Below are 14,546 nucleotides of genomic sequence, written 5' to 3'. Positions count from 1 at the left end.
CTGCGGGCGGTGTGTGACGTCAGCCTTCTCCCAAAATCCCGCGCAGGGTTTCGGCGTTCCGCACGGCGTGACCCTCGCCGTCATTATTGAAATAGGCGTAAACGTCAAGGCCATCTGCGGACCACTCCCGGATCCGGTCCGCCCACCACTGCAGGTCGGCATCGGAGTAGGAACCGGCGTACAGGTGCTGGTGGTCAGGCCCATGCAGCCGGACATAGGTGAAGGGCGCTGTGGTGCGCAGGATGCAGGGAAGATTCGCCCCGCTCATAATGCAGTAGGCAGCCTGATGGCGTTCCAGCAGGGCGAAGACCTCGGGGCAGTCCCAGCTGGGGTGCCGGAACTCCACGGTCACCCGGAGCCAGTCCGGGACTGCGGCGAGGAAGTAGTCCAGCCGGGCATCATCCCGTTCCATGCCGGGTGGCAGCTGGACCAGGAGGACGGCCCGCTTATCACCGAGTTCATGCCAGCAGCGCGTAATGCGCTCCAGCCACACCTCGGGTTCATAGAGCTTCCTGGCGTGGGTCAGGCCGCGGGGAGCCTTGACCGACATGTTGAAGCCGGGCGGCAACCGCTGGTTCCAGCCGGCAAAAGTTGTGTCCCGGGGCCAGCGGTAGAAGCTGGCATTGAGTTCAACGGTATGGAAACGGGCCACATAATGCTGGAGCCGGTCCTTAACCGGCAGCTTGGGCGGATAGAGCACGTTCTCCCAGTGGTTGTAGCTCCATCCGGAGGTGCCGATGTGGATTGCCATGAATGCCTCCGGTGACTACTGCCGATGTTTTGAGGCTACACCCCGCTGCCCGGCCCACTCGGGGGCCGGCTGTGGCAGGGTAAGGGCATGGCGCGAATTGAAGACTATGCAGTTGTCGGTGATCTCCATACAGGGGCGCTGGTCAACAAAGAGGGCTCCATAGACTGGCTCTGCCTTCCCCGGTTCGATTCCCCCGCGTGCTTCAACGCATTGCTGGATACTCCCGACGCGGGGCGCTGGCTCCTGGCGCCGGCGAGCGGCGGCGCCTGTACGCGCCGGGGCTACCGGGACGGCAGCCTTATCCTGGAAACGGAGTGGGAAACGCCCGACGGAACAGTCCGCGTCATCGACTTTATGCCGCCCCGGGATTCGGTGGCGGACATCGTCCGGATCGTCGAAGGCGTCAGCGGAAGCGTAAAGATGCATGGCGAGTTGACCCTTCGCTTCGACTATGGCCATATCATCCCCTGGGTGCGCCGGGACGAATACGGCATGCACGCCATCGCCGGCCCTGACGCCGTCTACTTTGTCACCCCGGCCCCGCTTCACGGCGAGAACATGCACACCGTCAGCGACTTCACCGTCAACGCAGGGGAGCGGGTCCCCTTTGTCCTTACCTGGGCACCCAGCCATGTTGGACGGCCGCACACCGTTGACGCCGAAGAAGTGCTGGGCACCACGTTTGCGTATTGGCGCGGCTGGGCTTCGCAGTGCACGGTGGAGGGCAAGTACAAGGAGGCTGTGGTCCGGTCCCTCGTGACGTTGAAGGCCCTGACGTACGCCCCGACCGGCGGCATCGTTGCGGCGGTGACCACCTCACTGCCCGAGCAGCTGGGCGGCCCCCGCAACTGGGACTACCGCTACTGCTGGCTGCGCGATGCAACCATGACGCTCCAGGCACTGCTGGCCGCAGGTTACACCTCCGAAGCTGCGGCCTGGCGGGACTGGTTGTTGCGTGCTGTGGCCGGCGACCCCGCGGACCTGCAAATCATGTACGGAATCCACGGTGAACGCCGGCTGCCCGAGATGGAGCTGCCCTGGCTGAAGGGCTACGAAAACTCATCACCTGTGCGCATCGGCAACGGCGCCGCCGAACAGCTCCAGCTGGACGTGTGGGGGGAAGTGCTGGACTGCCTTGCGCTGACGCGCAACTCCCTGCTCACACACTCCGACGAGGCGTGGGACGTGCAGGTGGCACTGATGGAGCATCTCGAGACCATCTGGGACCAGCCAGATAACGGACTCTGGGAAATGCGCGGTCCCCGCCGCCACTTCACCCACTCGAAGGTCATGGCCTGGGTTGCCGCGGACCGCATGGTGAAGGGCGTCCGTGAATCAGGACTGCCCGGGCCGGTGGAGCGCTGGGAGACGCTCCGGGACACCATCCACCGGGACGTGATGAACAACGGATTCGACGCCCGCCGGAACACCTTCGTGCAGTCCTATGGCCGGCCGGAGCTCGACGCCAGCCTCCTCCTGATCCCGCGTGTGGGGTTCCTGCCGCCGGATGATCCCCGCGTCATCGGAACCATCGAAGCCATCCAGCGGGAGCTGACCGAGGACGGGTTTGTGCTCCGGTACCGCCCGGCCGAGAGCGACGACGGCCTGCCCGGTGATGAGGGCGTGTTCATTGCTTGTTCCTTCTGGCTGGTTGAGGCGCTGCTGGGAGCAGGCCGCCACAACGAATCCAGGGAACTCTTCGAGCGCCTCCTTGAATTACGCAACGACGTGGGGCTGCTGAGTGAGGAATGGGGCGTCCGGTCGGGCCGGCAACTGGGCAATACGCCCCAGGCCTTCAGCCACTTCGCACTTGTGACTAGCGCTTTGGAGCTGCATCAGGATACGGTTCGGCGAAGTGACACCCCTATTCCGCCGGAAACGGCGGCAGCGCGCTGAGGCGGCGCGTCCAAGGGTGCGGCTTCTCCTTCGCAGAATAGATAAGTATACTTACTAACACCTCATGGAGTGCTCCCAGTAAGCACAGTGCCGTGACTGATGGAGGAGTGATTGCAAATGGCCGGGTATTTTGAGCTCGTGGATGCGCCTGACGGCGGCTACAGGATCCGGATGATGGACGGAGCCGGGAACCTGATGGCCATCTCGGTTACTTTCCCCACGAAAAGGGCCGCGGTTGCCGGCGTGGCAATGGCGCGGGAGATCGCGGGGACAGGCCTTATCCGGGATAAGAGCCACGACGGCGCAGGGACCGTGATTCGGGAGCGCGTGCGTCCCGTGAGCACAGCCAAGGGCGATGCCGCCCGGGCCAGGAAAACTCCCGAGGCCAGGCGGGCAGCGGTCAGCTGATGGCCCCGCCGGACTCCGGGTCCCCCGACGGCGGCCGCCGCCAGGGGATTCTCTTTGATGTTGACGGCACCCTGATCGACTCGTCGTACATCCACACCATCTCCTGGTGGGGCGCTTTCCGCCAGCAGGGTTATGACATACCGATGGCGTCCATCCACTACTACGTGGGCATGGGCGGCGACCGCCTGGTGGACAGCCTCCTGCCGGCGGGCCGGGACCGGTCCCTGGATTCCGAAATTATGGCCAGCCATGGTGCGCTGTACGCCTCCCACTGGCCCGCGCTGCGCACCTTCGACGGCGCCAAGGACCTGCTCGCCCAATGCCATGCTGCGGGGCTCTCGGTGGCCCTCGCCTCGTCGGCGCGCAAGCAGGATCTGCAGGTAATGAAGTCCGTTCTGGACTCAGATGCCTTCCTCGATGCCGCCACCAGTGCCAATGATGCCAAGGAAAGCAAGCCTGCCCCGGACATCCTCGTTGCCGCCCTGGAAGCCATCGGAGTGGAAGCGGCGGATGCGATCTTCGTGGGGGATGCTGTGTGGGACATGAAGGCCGCGGGTGCCTTGGGTATTCCGGCGATCGGTGTCACCTGCGGCGGGGTCCGTGCAAGCGAACTGCGCGAAGCGGGCGCGGTGGAAGTCTACGACGGCCCGCGCGACCTGCTGCAGAACCTGACCTCAAGCGCCATCGGCAGGCTCCTCGCCGGTGCCTGACTCCTCACGCCCACCTACTGATGCCGCGTTCCCTGCCCGGTCGCCGTCGTCGTACCTACCAACGCCCGCGTCAGAGCGTCTGGCCGCCGGTCACAGTGTCCTCGCCACCCGCGTTGGCGGGCTTGTCCCAGGAAACCGCCACGCGCACCGAGCCGTCATCGCTCCGGTCAATATCCGTCACAACGGCCGTGGGGCTGGCGCCCATCTCCACGATCCGCTCGCGGTAGCTTTGCACGAGCAGTTCCAGGCTCTCCTCCGTCCACTCCCCGGGCCGCATGCGGGTGGAGATCTCAACCGGTTCGGGCTGGTAGAGCGACATATTTTTCCTCTTTCACTGGTGCGGGTCTGCAGATGTGCCTCTTCCTACGCTAGAAGCCACAGGGCGCGACGACAAGGATTTTAGTCAGCCTGCTTACTTTTTATTGCAGGAACCGATAGCGTCGAAGGACTGGCTGCCAGCCCCGACTGCAGCGAAAAACTTCCAGGAAAGGCGAATTGTGAAAGCACTGACATGGCAGGGAAAGCGCTCGGTAAGCGTGGCAGAGGTACCGGACCCGGTGATCCAGGAACCCACGGACGCCATCGTCCGGATCACCTCCACCGCGATCTGTGGATCGGACCTGCACCTGTACGAGGTCCTGGGTCCGTACATGCACAAGGGCGATGTGATCGGCCACGAACCGATGGGCATTGTGGAAGAGGTGGGTAGCGCCGTCACCAATCTCCGCAAGGGGGACCGGGTGGTGGTCCCCTTCAACATCTCCTGCGGCCACTGCTATATGTGTAACCAGGGCCTGCAGTCCCAGTGCGAAACCACGCAGGTCAAGGACAAAGGTTCCGGCGCTGCGCTCTTTGGTTTCTCGGAGCTCTACGGTTCCGTCCCGGGCGGCCAGGCCGAATACCTTCGGGTGCCGCACGCGGATTACGGCCCCATCAAGGTGGGATCCGAGCTCCCGGACGAGCGGTACCTGTTCCTTTCTGACATCCTCCCCACCGCCTGGCAGGGCGTGGAGTACGCGGATGTCCCGCCCGGCGGCACCCTCGCCGTGTTCGGGTTGGGGCCGGTGGGCCAGTTCGCCAGCCGCATCGGGGTGCAGCGCGGGCTCCGGGTCATCGGAGTGGACCCCGTTGCAGAACGCCGGGACATGGCGGCGCGGCACGGAGTGGAAACACTCGATTACGCCAAAGGTGTTGCCGACCAACTCCGGGAAATGACGGCCGGAAGGGGCCCGGACGCGGTGATTGACGCCGTCGGGATGGAAGCCCACGGCTCGCCTGTTGCCGGCTTCGCGCACCAGGCTCTCGGACTCCTGCCCGACAAGCTCGCGCAGAAGGCGATGGAAACCGCAGGTGTGGACCGGCTCGCGGTGCTCCATACCTCCATTGACGCGGTGCGGCGTGGTGGAACACTGTCCCTGAGCGGGGTCTACGGTGGCCAGGCCAGCCCGATGCCGCTGCTGACCATGTTCGACAAGCAGATCCAGGTGCGGATGGGGCAGTGCAACGTGCGGCGCTGGACCGATGACATCCTTCCCCTCGTGGAGGACGACGCCGACCCGCTGGGTGTGATGGACCTGGTCACCCACCGCTCGGGGCTGGAAGGCGCGCCCGCCCTGTACGAGAAGTTCCAGAAGAAGGAAGACGGCTGCATCAAGGTGGTCCTCAACCCCTGACCCCTGCCCCGACCCAACTGGCTCGCAGTTAACGTCCCGAAACCGCGTTGTGGCGGCGTTAACTGCGGGTCAGTTTTCCGGGCAGAGCTTGTTCAGGGCCTCCTGCGCCACGTCCTGCATCTCAGAGATCAAGGGGTTCAGCTCGAGGGTTGGCGGCGCGGGCGGGTAAGCGACTGCTAGGGCCAGTTGCTTGCTGCCGTCCTCGCTGGTCAGTGAAATCATGCCGTAACCGTCGATGTCTCCGGGAAGGCCGTAGTAAAAGCGGTTGTTGCAGGTGTTGTTCCACCGCCGCAGGGCAAAGCCGTAATACTGCGAGTAGCCGCCCTTCATGGCCGTCACGGTGTCTGGTGACAGCAGTCTGCCCTGCAACAGTGCGGCGTAGAACCTGTTCACTTCCTCCACTGTGGATAGGACGCCGCCGGAGGGCAGCTCAGCGAACCAGGCCGGCCGCGCCACGTCCAGCCGCTTTCCTTCGATGGTGATGTAGCCGTGAATCATGGTGGCTGGCGGGGACCCGCCGTCCAGACGGGTATTCACCAGGCCCAGAGGCTCCGCGATGTCAGCGGTGAGGACGGCCCCAATCCCTTTTCCGCGGACCCGCTCGACTATCAGGGCAAGGGCTGAGTAGTTCGAACGGGAGTAGTCGAAAATCCGCGCCAGCCGGCCGTCCCAGGGAACGGTGGCGGCCAAGGCCAGTTGCTGTTCGAGGCTGAGCGGCCGGTTCATCGTCGCCTCCCAATTTCCGGAGGCCAGCAGGGGAACATAGAAGTCGGGGATTCCCGACTCGTGGGTCAGGAGTTGGCGGACTGTGACCGGCCCGGGTGGGTGCAGCACGGTTCCGAACTCAGGGAGATAACTGCTGACTTCTGCATCCAGATCGAGCTTGCCCTCCTCCACCAGCTTCATCACCGAGACCGCCACCAGTGATTCGGTGATGCTTCCTATCTGGAGAGAATCCATGATCGTCGCCGGTTCTTTTGACGCCAGGCTGCGGACTCCGGCAGCGTGCGTCCAAGTGTTGTCACCGTTCCTGACGGCAATAAGGACTGCAGGGGCGCCTTCCTCCAGCATCCGGGCACTGAAGTCCTCCAGAAGGGCGAAGGCCGGGTGGTCCGGCTCCGGGGGTAGTGGTTCCTCGATGCAGCCGGTCGAGGACGCCACCAGCAGGACTGAGCACAGGCAGGCCGCAGCCCGCTTCCACGCACGTCTCCGGCGTATGCCCATGGACCAATTTTCCCACCGCTGAGTAGCGCCAGGTGTCCTTTTGACGCTCCAAAACGGCACCTGGCACTACCTGGTTGGGACAGGGGAGGGCGGTTTAGGTGAGACGGATCTGGCGGTTGACGTCCTTGTAGAGCAGGTAGCGGAACTGGCCGGGGCCGCCGGCATAGCAGGCCTGCGGGCAAAACGCGCGGAGCCACATGAAGTCGCCGGCCTCCACCTCAACCCAGTCGTTGTTGAGGAGGTACATGGCCTTGCCCTCCAGGACATACAGGCCATGTTCCATCACGTGCGTCTCCGGGAACGGGATCACGCCGCCGGGCTGGAACGTCACGATGTTGACGTGCATGTCGTGGGCCAGGTCGTCCGGGTCCGCGAAGCGGGTGGTCTTCCAGACGCCGTCAGTGTCGGGCATGGCGCGGGCTTCGACCTCGGCATCACTGGTGACGAACGACTTCGCCTCGTACCCCTCCAGACGCTCGTAGGCCTTGCGGATCCAGTGGAAGGAGACGATGTGGTCCGAGACGTTCTCCAGTCCCCAAGTGGAACCGGCCGCGAGGTAGGCGTAGCCGCCCTCCTCGAGCTGGTGCAGTTCGCCGTCCAGCGTGAGATTGACCTTGCCCTTGGTGACGAAGACGACGCCTTCGACGCCGGCTTCGAACTCGGCCTTGGGCGCACCGCCGCCCGGGCCGATCTCCACGATCAGCTGGGAAAAGGTGGTGGCGAAGCCGGAGATGGGGCGGGCGATAATCCAGGAGCGGGTGTTCGAGAAACCGGGGAGGTTGCTGGTGACGATGTCCGTCATGACGCCCTTGGGGATGACCGTGTAGGCCTCCGTCACGATGGCGCGCTCGGTGGTGAGGTGGGTCTGCGGCGGCAGGCCGCCTTGGGGGTAGTAGTACTTGCCCATGGTGGGGTCCTTACTTCGAGGTGGTGGCCTGCGACAGCCGGGGGTGGGCCAGCGCAGTGAGTTGGGGGATTCCGACGCCGGCGAGCGCCTGGACTTCATCGGCACCTACGGCGCCGCACTGGACGCCGCGCAGCACAAACGCTGCCAGGGCCCGGGCGGTGGCGGGCTCGTCCATCACACCGCCTGCAGTCTGCTCCACATAATTCCGCAGCCGGCCCGCTGCGGCGGAAAGTCCCTGCCGGTAGAAGGCGTAGGTGGCGGCAAAACGGCTCGGCAGCTGGGCCGGGTGCAGGTCCCAGCCCTGGTAGTAGCCGCGTTCCAGCGACCGCCGGACCAGACGCCCGTGCAGCTGCCAGGCGTTCTCCACGTTGTCCCCCACCGGAATGATGTTGGTGGATCCGTCGGAGAGCCGAATGCCGGTGCCTGCTACTGCCAGCTGCATGACTTCCTTGGCGAAGTCCGCCACCGGGTGCTCCATGGACTGGTATTCGGCGGAAATCTGGAGTGACGCCGAGTAGTCGTAGGTGCCGTAATGCAGGCCACTGATCCGGCCGGGCACGGCATGCGGCAGTTGCGCCACCGGGGAGGTGCCCTCGGGTCCGAGGATCAGCTGAGGCGTCTCCACCTGGACCTCGAAGCGGAGCCGCCCTGCCGGAAGCGAGTGCACTTCCTCCAGCCGCGAGACGGCGTAATCCATCGCCTGGACCTGGGCCACCGTGGTGACCTTGGGCAGGGTCAGGATTAGCCCTTCCGGCAGCTCGCCGGCCGCGGCGAGCCCGGAAACGAACAGGTCAAGCGTCCGCAACCCGCGCGACCGTGTCGGTGCCTCAAAACACTTGAAGCGGATCCCGATGAACGGGGGAGCGGAGCCGGCAGCGACGGCGGCGGCCACAGCGGATGCCGCAGCAACCGCGGCGGCGTCCTCGGCGTCGTCACCCCTGTCCCCGAAGCCGTCCTCAAAATCGAGCCGCAGGTCCTCGATCGGTTCACTGGCAAGCTTCGCTTCGACGCGGGAGGCAACTGCCCCGGCGAGGCCCGCGTCCTGGCTGAGCAGGGCGCCGAGTTTTTCCAGTCCGCCATGCGCGGCAGCAGTGGCCAGTGCCTCGGCGCCCCAGTCGGCAGCGAGCGACGGCGTGAACCGGTCTGCGGGGACGTACACCGTGTGGACGGGCTGGCGGGAGCCGTCGTCGCCCGGGTAGTTCTGCTCCAGCAGGCGGTCCGTGGGGGCCAGCTGCCCGTCGATGTGCGCGAGGTCCCCCGGGGACAGCGAAGGCTTTGGTCCAGCCATGCCTCAGCCCACCAGTTCGTAGGCCGGGGTGGTGAGGAAGTCCGTGTAATCCTCCGAGAGGCAGATGTCCCCGATCAATGCGCTGGCCGGCTGGTAGTAGCGGCGGTAGGCCTCGTCGCCCACCTCCGTGCGCAGCCGTTCCGTTTCCTCGCCCAGGATCCGCTCCACCAGCTCGCGGGTGACGGTGTTGCCGGTGTCAGCGAGCACTGACTTGTTCCGGATTTGCTGCCACACCTGCGAGCGGGAAATTTCCGCGGTGGCGGCGTCCTCCATCAGGTTGTGGATGGCCACGGCGCCGTTACCGGACAGCCATACAGCGGTGTAGGCAACGGCGACGTACAGGTTGAGCCGCAGCCCGGACTCGGTCACCTGACCGTCGGCGGAGGCCACATCCAGGAGCTGCTCTGCAGTGACGGAGACTTCCGGGCGCTGCTTGTCCAGCTGGTTCGGCTTGTCGCCGAGCACTGAGTCGAAGACTTCCCGGCAGGTGGGGACGAGGTCCGGGTGCGCAACCCATGAACCGTCGAAGCCGTCGTTAGCCTCGCGGGTCTTGTCAGCGCGAACCTTGGCGAAGGCCGCCTCGGTGACCTCGGGGTGCCGGCGGTTGGGGATGACGGCGGCCATGCCGCCCATCGCGAAGGCACCGCGCTTGTGACAGGTCTTGACCAGCAGTTCGGTGTAGGCGCGCATGAACGGTGCGGTCATGACAACCGAGGCACGGTCCGGCAGCACAAACTCCTCGCCGGCATCGCGGAAGTACTTGATGATGCTGAACAGGTAGTCCCAGCGGCCGGCGTTGAGGCCGGAGGCGTGGTCCCGCAGCTCGTACAGGATCTCGTCCATTTCGAAGGCAGCGGGGATGGTCTCAATCAGGACGGTGGCACGGACGGTGCCCTGGTTCAGTCCGAGGTAATCCTGGGCAAAAACAAAGACGTCGTTCCAGAGCCGCGCCTCCAGGTGGCTCTCCATCTTGGGCAAGTAGTAGTACGGGCCCTGCCCGTTGAGGACCAGCTGCTTGGCCACATGGAAGAAGTGCAGGCCGAAGTCCACCAGAGCACCCACGGCGGGTTCGCCGTTGATCAGCAGGTGCTTCTCCGGCATGTGCCAGCCGCGGGGGCGGGCCACCACGACGGCGAGCGGCGCGTCGGTGCGGAGCCTGTATTCCTTGCCCTCGTCCGAGGTGTGGCTGAGGGTGCCCTGGGCGGCGTCGCGGAGGTTCAGGATGGCGTCGACGACGTTGCCCCAGGTGGGTGTGCTGGCATCCTCGAGATCCGCGAGCCACACCTTGGCGCCGGAGTTCAGTGCATTGATGGCCATCTTTGCCGGTGAGGCGGGCCCGGTCATTTCCACCCGGCGGTCCTGCAGGGCTGCGGGCGCGGGCGCAACCTTCCAGTCGCCGTCGCGCACGTCCTGCGTTTCCGGCAGGAAGTCCAGCTTGCCCGTCTCCGCCACGCGCTGCCGCTTGGCGGACCGGGCGGCCAGGAGTTCGTTGCGGGTGCCGGCGAAGCGGGTGTGCAGCTCCTCCACGAAGGCCAGCGCCTTGGGGGTAAGGATCTCCTCTGCGCGGTTGATGGGCCGGGGATCTGTGACAGTGATGGCCATTTCTGGTCCTTTCCTTGTGCTGAAGTCAGGCGGTGAATCAGGCGCTGGCCAGGGCGGCTTCGGGTGCCGGTGCTGCTGCGGCGGCAACGCTGGCGTTGTGGGCGGCTGCGGCCACTGCTGAGGCAACATCGGCGGCGACATGGGGATCGAAGACGCTGGGGATAATGTAGCTGGCATTGAGCTCGTCGTCAGCTACCCGGTTGGCGATCGCCTCCGCGGCGGCCACCAGCATCTCCGGGGTGATGTCCGAGGCCCCGGCGTCGAGCAGGCCGCGGAAGAAGCCGGGGAAGGCCAGCACGTTGTTGATCTGGTTGGGGAAGTCGCTCCGGCCGGTGGCCACCACGGCGGCATGGCGCGATGCGATGACGGGGTCGATTTCCGGCGTGGGGTTGGCCATGGCGAACACGATGGCGTCCTGGGCCATGGCGGCCACCTGCTCCTCGCCGATGACGTGCGGCGCGCTGACGCCGATGAACACGTCAGCACCCACGAGCGCTTCGTGGAGGGTGCCGGCGAAGCCTTCCTCGTTGGTGTTCGCGGCGATCCAGCTGCGGTGCTCGTCGCTGTAGGTCTCACCCGCGTGGATGGCGCCGGAGCGGCCTGCGGCGATGATGTGCCGGGCGCCCTGGGCCTTGAGGAGCTGGATGATGGCGGAACCGGCAGCGCCGACGCCGGAGACGACGATCCGGACCTCATCGAGCTTCTTGCCCACCACGCGGAGTGCGTTGACCAGGGCAGCGAGGGTGACGATGGCGGTGCCGTGCTGGTCATCGTGGAACACCGGGATGTCCAGTTCCTCGCGGAGCCGGTTCTCGATTTCAAAGCAGCGCGGGGCGGCGATGTCCTCGAGGTTCACGCCGCCGTAGACGGGTGCGAGGGCCTTGACGATCCGGATGATCTCCTCGGTGTCCTGCGTATCGAGGCAGACGGGCCAGGCGTCCACGTTGGCGAACTGCTTGAACAGGGCGGCCTTGCCCTCCATCACGGGCAGTGCCGCGGCGGGGCCGATGTTGCCCAGTCCCAGCACGGCGGATCCGTCCGTGACGACGGCGATGGTGTTGCGTTTGACGGTCAGGTTGCGGGCAGCTGCGGGGTCCTCGGCGATGGCGAGGCAGACGCGGGCGACGCCGGGAGTGTAGGCGCGGGAGAGATCGTCACGGTTGCGCAGGGCTACTTTGGGGACCACCTCGAGCTTGCCGCCGAGGTGCATCAGGAAGGTGCGGTCCGAGACGTGTTGGACCGTGACGCCGTCGAGCGCGTTAAGGGCGTCCTTGACGCGGCCGGCGTGTTCGTCGTCGGTGGTGTTGCAGGTGACGTCGACAACCAGGGTCTCGTGGTGGGACTCGCTGACGTCCAGAGCGGTGATAGCGGCGCCGGCGGCGCCCACGGCCGCGGCGAGCTCGCTGGTGGCGCTGAAGCTTGACGGTGCTTCCACGCGCAGTGTGATCGAATTTCCGGGGCTGGGGTTCGCCATTGAATGTCCTCCTGTTGGGCCCGTTACGGGCAGTTGCTCAATCCGAATGTTTTCGTATTATGGATATTATTATCTACTTTGTGGAATTACAAGCCCTCCTGTTCCTTCGTCGCTTCCGTTAGGCCTGTGCTGTATCTTGAGAGCATTAGGGCAATTCTTTTCACGATGCGGATAAGGCTTGTCGGAATCCGAGTCCACAGGAGACTGGTACATGGCTGAAAAAGCCGCAGGCGGCGTCCAATCCGTTGAGCGCGTCTTCGAACTGCTGGAACTGATCACGGATGCGGGCGGGGATGTTACCCTCAGCGAACTGTCCTCCTCCACCGACCTGCCGCTGCCCACGATCCACCGCCTGCTGCGCACCCTGGTGTCGCTGGGCTACATCCGCCAGCTCCCCAACCGGCGGTATGCCCTGGGCCCGCGGCTCATCCGGCTGGGCGAAGGGGCCAACAAGCAGCTCGGCGCAGTGGCGCGCCCGCAGCTGAAAACGCTGGTGGACAGGCTGGGCGAAACCTCCAACATGGCCGTGCTCGACTCGGACATGGTGATCTACGTGGCGCAGGTGCCGTCGCTGCACTCGATGCGCATGTTCACCGAGGTGGGCCGGCGCGCCCATACCCACGCCACCGGCGTCGGCAAAGCCATCCTGGCCCAGCTCGACGACGATACGGTCCGCGGCATCGTCACCCGCGCCGGGATGCCCACCCCCACGGCGAAGAGCATCGGCGACGTCGATGAGCTTCTGGCCGACCTCAAGCTCATCCGGGAACGCGGCTACTCCGTCGACGAGGAGGAGCAGGAGCTTGGCGTCCGCTGCTTCGCCATGGCCGTGCCCAACGCCCCCACCCCCGCCGCCATTTCGGTCTCCGGGCCGGTATCCCGGGTGGACGAAAACTTCGCCGACAAAGCCGTGCCCATCCTCCGCGAAGCCGCCGAGGCGATCTCCCTGGAGCTCAACCGCACCTGACGCACCCAAGCGGCAGCCCGCCGTCGTACAAAACACGTGAAATGACAGTTCACCGCAGTGCCCGGAAGGAACATTGCGGTGAACTGTCATCTCGCGCGGGGTTGTTAGTGGTCTGACGCCTTCTCGGACGACTGGATTGGGACTTCCTTGCCGTCGCAGTCGATGAGCTTGCCGCCTTCGAAGCGGTCGCCGTCGGCCAGGCACTTCAGGTCCTCTTCCCGGATCACGCGTTCGGTCCCGGCGACGAATACGGACTGGTTCTCCGAGTTGCCGGCCTTGAAGTGGTTGAACAGCAGGTTCAGCAGGATGGCCATCACGGCGGCCGAGCTGATGCCGGAGTGGAGGATGGTGCCGAACCAGGACGGGAACTGATCGTAGAACGCCGGAGCGGCAATCGGGATCATGCCGAACCCGATGGAGGCCGCCACGATGATCAGGTTCATGTTGTTTTTGTACTCCACCTTGGCGAGGGTGCGGATGCCGCTGGCGGCCACCGTGCCGAAGAGTACGACGCCGGCGCCGCCCAGGACAGGCGTGGGCACCGCTGCGACCACCCGGCCCAGGACCGGCAGCAGGCCGAGAATTACCAGGATCAGGCCGCCGGCGCTGACCACGAAGCGGCTCTTGACGCCGGTGATCGCCACCAGGCCCACGTTCTGGGCGAAGGCGCTCTGCGTGAAGGAGTTGAAAAGCGGGGAGATGGCGCTGGACAGCATGTCCGCCCGGAGGCCGTCGCCGATCCGCTTGGAGTCCACTTTGGTGCCCACAATCTCACCCACCGCGATGATGTCTGCCGAGGTCTCGGTCAGGGTCACGAGGATGACGATGAGCATGGAGATGATGGCGGCAATCTCGAACACCGGCGGCCCGAAGGCGAACGGTGTGGGGAAGGCGACGATCTCGCCCTGGGCCACCTTGGAGAAATCGGCCATGCCGAAGGCGAAGGCGATCAGCGTGCCCAGGACCATCGCGAGCAGGATGGACAGCCGTGAAATGGCGGCGCTGCCCACTTTGCTCAGCAGCAGGACGATGGCCATGGTGGCGGCGGCCAGGCCGATGTTGGCCATGCTGCCGTAGTTTTCCGCTTTGTTATTGCCGCCCATGGCCCAGTTGGCCGCCACCGGCATAAGCGTGAGCCCGATGGTGGTGATGACGGTTCCGGTTACCACCGGCGGGAAGAACCTGATGATCTTCGAGAACAGCGGCGTGATCAGCAGGCCGATCAGTGATGCCGCGATAACGGACCCGAAGACTGCCTGGATTCCGCCGCCGCCGTGGACGATGGCCACCATGGTGGAAACTCCGGCGAAGGAAACGCCCTGCACCAGTGGAAGCTGGGAGCCGAAGAACGGGACGCCGATGGTCTGCAGTATGGTGGCAAGGCCGCCGACGAAAAGGCAGGCGGCGATCAAGAGGCCGATGTCCTGCGAGGACATGCCTGCCGCAGCGCCAATGATCAGGGGCGGGGCAATAATCCCGCCGTACATGGTGAGGACGTGCTGGAAGCCGTAGGCGAACGTGCTGGCGATGGGGAGGCGCTGGTCCTCAGGCCGGGTTGAATGCTGGCCTTTTCCGGCGATGGAAGCAGCCGGTTTCTTTCTGATGTTCATGGCAGACTTTCTTGGTTCATGGCAGACGACATTGTC

13 protein-coding genes are annotated in these 14,546 nt (G+C 65.3%); 5 read left to right on the top strand and 8 right to left on the bottom strand.

Going from position 1 to position 14,546, the window contains the following annotated elements:
- Positions 1-19 precede the first annotated feature (19 nt).
- A complete protein-coding gene (locus AC50X7_RS06710) occupies positions 20-751 on the bottom strand; it encodes a DUF72 domain-containing protein (RefSeq protein ID WP_494978282.1) in 732 nt (243 codons plus the stop codon).
- Between the two features lie 87 nt (positions 752-838).
- Here AC50X7_RS06710 and AC50X7_RS06705 point away from each other — a divergent pair, with 87 nt between their 5' ends.
- The 3 genes from AC50X7_RS06705 (at position 839) to AC50X7_RS06695 (ending at position 3,765) form a co-directional block, all read left to right on the top strand.
- Positions 839-2,647 carry a glycoside hydrolase family 15 protein gene (locus AC50X7_RS06705; protein ID WP_494978281.1) on the top strand — a complete coding sequence of 603 codons (1,809 nt, stop codon included), beginning with the start codon at positions 839-841 and terminating at the stop codon, positions 2,645-2,647.
- A 117-nt stretch (positions 2,648-2,764) separates the two neighbouring features.
- Positions 2,765-3,055: a hypothetical protein gene (locus tag AC50X7_RS06700; protein ID WP_494978280.1), complete on the top strand. Its 291-nt coding sequence runs from the start codon at positions 2,765-2,767 to the stop codon at positions 3,053-3,055.
- A complete protein-coding gene (locus AC50X7_RS06695; protein ID WP_494978279.1) occupies positions 3,055-3,765 on the top strand; it encodes an HAD family hydrolase in 711 nt (236 codons plus the stop codon). Before AC50X7_RS06700 ends, AC50X7_RS06695 begins: the two co-directional genes overlap by 1 nt.
- A gap of 70 nt (positions 3,766-3,835) precedes the next feature.
- Here AC50X7_RS06695 and AC50X7_RS06690 read toward each other — a convergent pair whose 3' ends face one another.
- Positions 3,836-4,084 carry a hypothetical protein gene (locus tag AC50X7_RS06690; RefSeq protein ID WP_494978278.1) on the bottom strand — a complete coding sequence of 83 codons (249 nt, stop codon included), beginning with the start codon at positions 4,082-4,084 and terminating at the stop codon, positions 3,836-3,838.
- 178 nt (positions 4,085-4,262) lie between these two features.
- On the opposite strand from AC50X7_RS06690, the gene AC50X7_RS06685 reads away from it, so the two are divergent.
- A complete protein-coding gene (locus AC50X7_RS06685) occupies positions 4,263-5,438 on the top strand; it encodes a zinc-dependent alcohol dehydrogenase (protein ID WP_494978277.1) in 1,176 nt (391 codons plus the stop codon).
- A 69-nt stretch (positions 5,439-5,507) separates the two neighbouring features.
- On the opposite strand, the gene AC50X7_RS06680 is transcribed toward AC50X7_RS06685, so the two are convergent.
- The 5 genes from AC50X7_RS06680 to AC50X7_RS06660 all read right to left on the bottom strand — a co-directional run bounded on the left by AC50X7_RS06680 (position 5,508) and on the right by AC50X7_RS06660 (position 11,933).
- Entirely contained in the window at positions 5,508-6,662 is a 1,155-nt protein-coding gene (locus tag AC50X7_RS06680) for a serine hydrolase domain-containing protein (protein ID WP_494978276.1), read from the bottom strand.
- A 94-nt stretch (positions 6,663-6,756) separates the two neighbouring features.
- A complete protein-coding gene (locus AC50X7_RS06675) occupies positions 6,757-7,569 on the bottom strand; it encodes a bifunctional allantoicase/(S)-ureidoglycine aminohydrolase (RefSeq protein WP_494978275.1) in 813 nt (270 codons plus the stop codon).
- 10 nt (positions 7,570-7,579) lie between these two features.
- The gene (locus tag AC50X7_RS06670; RefSeq protein WP_494978274.1) at positions 7,580-8,857 is read right to left on the bottom strand and encodes a DUF6986 family protein; all 1,278 of its coding nucleotides are present in this window, start codon (positions 8,855-8,857) and stop codon (positions 7,580-7,582) included.
- Positions 8,858-8,860: 3 nt separating this feature from the next.
- The gene (aceB, locus tag AC50X7_RS06665; RefSeq protein ID WP_494978273.1) at positions 8,861-10,459 is read right to left on the bottom strand and encodes a malate synthase A; all 1,599 of its coding nucleotides are present in this window, start codon (positions 10,457-10,459) and stop codon (positions 8,861-8,863) included.
- Between the two features lie 37 nt (positions 10,460-10,496).
- Positions 10,497-11,933, bottom strand: a complete 1,437-nt coding sequence (locus AC50X7_RS06660; RefSeq protein WP_494978272.1) for an NAD-dependent malic enzyme — start codon at positions 11,931-11,933, stop codon at positions 10,497-10,499.
- Between the two features lie 211 nt (positions 11,934-12,144).
- Here AC50X7_RS06660 and AC50X7_RS06655 point away from each other — a divergent pair, with 211 nt between their 5' ends.
- Positions 12,145-12,900 carry an IclR family transcriptional regulator gene (locus tag AC50X7_RS06655; protein ID WP_494978271.1) on the top strand — a complete coding sequence of 252 codons (756 nt, stop codon included), beginning with the start codon at positions 12,145-12,147 and terminating at the stop codon, positions 12,898-12,900.
- Positions 12,901-13,004: 104 nt separating this feature from the next.
- Here the strand turns inward: AC50X7_RS06655 and AC50X7_RS06650 are convergent, their stop codons facing one another.
- Complete coding sequence (locus tag AC50X7_RS06650) at positions 13,005-14,510, bottom strand: nucleobase:cation symporter-2 family protein (RefSeq protein ID WP_494978270.1); 1,506 nt, start codon at positions 14,508-14,510, stop codon at positions 13,005-13,007.
- Positions 14,511-14,546: the final 36 nt, after the last annotated feature.

This window comes from Pseudarthrobacter sp. Hb11 (genome assembly GCF_059383655.1).
Note: the sequence above shows the minus strand (reverse complement) of the source record. Positions and strands in the feature narration are given on the sequence as shown.

Bases quoted from the DNA above. Each gene is read 5' to 3' on its own strand.
- AC50X7_RS06690 (WP_494978278.1), bottom strand. From the start codon at position 4,084: ATGTCGCTCTACCAGCCCGAACCGGTTGAGATCTCCACCCGCATGCGG.
- AC50X7_RS06660 (WP_494978272.1), bottom strand. From the start codon at position 11,933: ATGGCGAACCCCAGCCCCGGAAATTCGATCACACTGCGCGTGGAAGCA.
- AC50X7_RS06705 (WP_494978281.1), top strand. From the start codon at position 839: ATGGCGCGAATTGAAGACTATGCAGTTGTCGGTGATCTCCATACAGGG.
- AC50X7_RS06695 (WP_494978279.1), top strand. From the start codon at position 3,055: ATGGCCCCGCCGGACTCCGGGTCCCCCGACGGCGGCCGCCGCCAGGGG.
- AC50X7_RS06670 (WP_494978274.1), bottom strand. From the start codon at position 8,857: ATGGCTGGACCAAAGCCTTCGCTGTCCCCGGGGGACCTCGCGCACATC.
- AC50X7_RS06680 (WP_494978276.1), bottom strand. From the start codon at position 6,662: ATGGGCATACGCCGGAGACGTGCGTGGAAGCGGGCTGCGGCCTGCCTG.
- AC50X7_RS06710 (WP_494978282.1), bottom strand. From the start codon at position 751: ATGGCAATCCACATCGGCACCTCCGGATGGAGCTACAACCACTGGGAG.
- aceB (WP_494978273.1), bottom strand. From the start codon at position 10,459: ATGGCCATCACTGTCACAGATCCCCGGCCCATCAACCGCGCAGAGGAG.
- AC50X7_RS06700 (WP_494978280.1), top strand. From the start codon at position 2,765: ATGGCCGGGTATTTTGAGCTCGTGGATGCGCCTGACGGCGGCTACAGG.
- AC50X7_RS06675 (WP_494978275.1), bottom strand. From the start codon at position 7,569: ATGGGCAAGTACTACTACCCCCAAGGCGGCCTGCCGCCGCAGACCCAC.
- AC50X7_RS06655 (WP_494978271.1), top strand. From the start codon at position 12,145: ATGGCTGAAAAAGCCGCAGGCGGCGTCCAATCCGTTGAGCGCGTCTTC.
- AC50X7_RS06650 (WP_494978270.1), bottom strand. From the start codon at position 14,510: ATGAACATCAGAAAGAAACCGGCTGCTTCCATCGCCGGAAAAGGCCAG.